At 72.4% G+C, this 1,062-nt stretch carries 1 protein-coding gene; it reads left to right on the plus strand.

What is annotated here, in order from left to right:
* Position 1 precedes the first annotated feature (1 nt).
* A partial coding sequence (locus tag ACFYOJ_RS36295) for a biotin carboxylase N-terminal domain-containing protein (protein ID WP_356559576.1) occupies positions 2-1,062 on the plus strand: 1,061 nt, incomplete at its 3' end.

Here is a 1,062-nt window from a genome sequence, read left to right on the forward strand (position 1 = left end):
GGTGCTCATCGCCAATCGTGGCGAAATCGCTGTCCGCGTAGCCCGGGCCTGCCGGGACGCCGGGATCGCGAGCGTGGCCGTCTACGCGGACCCGGACCGGGACGCTGTGCATGTCCGTGCCGCTGACGAGGCGTTCGCCCTGGGTGGTGACACCCCCGCCACCAGCTACCTGGACATCGCCAAGGTGCTGAAGGCCGCGAGCGAGTCCGGGGCGGACGCGGTCCACCCCGGCTACGGCTTCCTCTCGGAGAACGCCGAGTTCGCGCAGGCGGTCCTGGACGCGGGTCTGATCTGGATCGGCCCGCCGCCGCAGGCCATCCGCGACCTGGGCGACAAGGTCGCCGCGCGGCACATCGCCCAGCGTGCCGGCGCCCCGCTGGTGGCCGGCACGCCGGACCCGGTCTCGGGCGCGGACGAGGTCGTGGCCTTCGCCAAGGAGCACGGCCTGCCGATCGCCATCAAGGCGGCCTTCGGCGGCGGCGGCCGCGGCCTGAAGGTCGCCCGCACCCTGGACGAGGTGCCGGAGCTGTACGACTCCGCCGTCCGCGAGGCGGTGGCCGCCTTCGGGCGCGGGGAGTGCTTCGTCGAGCGCTACCTCGACAAGCCCCGGCACGTGGAGACGCAGTGCCTGGCCGACCAGCACGGCAACGTGGTCGTCGTCTCCACCCGTGACTGCTCGCTGCAGCGCCGCCACCAGAAGCTGGTGGAGGAGGCCCCCGCCCCGTTCCTGTCCCAGGCACAGGTCGCCGAGCTGTACCGCGCCTCCAAGGCCATCCTCAAGGAGGCCGGCTACGTCGGCGCCGGCACCGTCGAGTTCCTCGTCGGCGCGGACGGCACGATCTCCTTCCTGGAGGTCAACACGCGTCTGCAGGTGGAGCACCCGGTCACCGAGGAGGTCGCCGGCATCGACCTGGTGCGCGAGATGTTCCGCATCGCCGACGGCGAGAAACTCGGCTACGACGACCCGGTCCTGCGCGGCCACTCCTTCGAGTTCCGCATCAACGGCGAGGACCCGGGCCGGGGCTTTTTGCCCGCGCCCGGCACCGTCACCCGCTTCGACGC

Source organism: Streptomyces sp. NPDC006384 (genome assembly GCF_042870695.1).
In the GTDB taxonomy this organism is placed as follows: domain Bacteria; phylum Actinomycetota; class Actinomycetes; order Streptomycetales; family Streptomycetaceae; genus Streptomyces.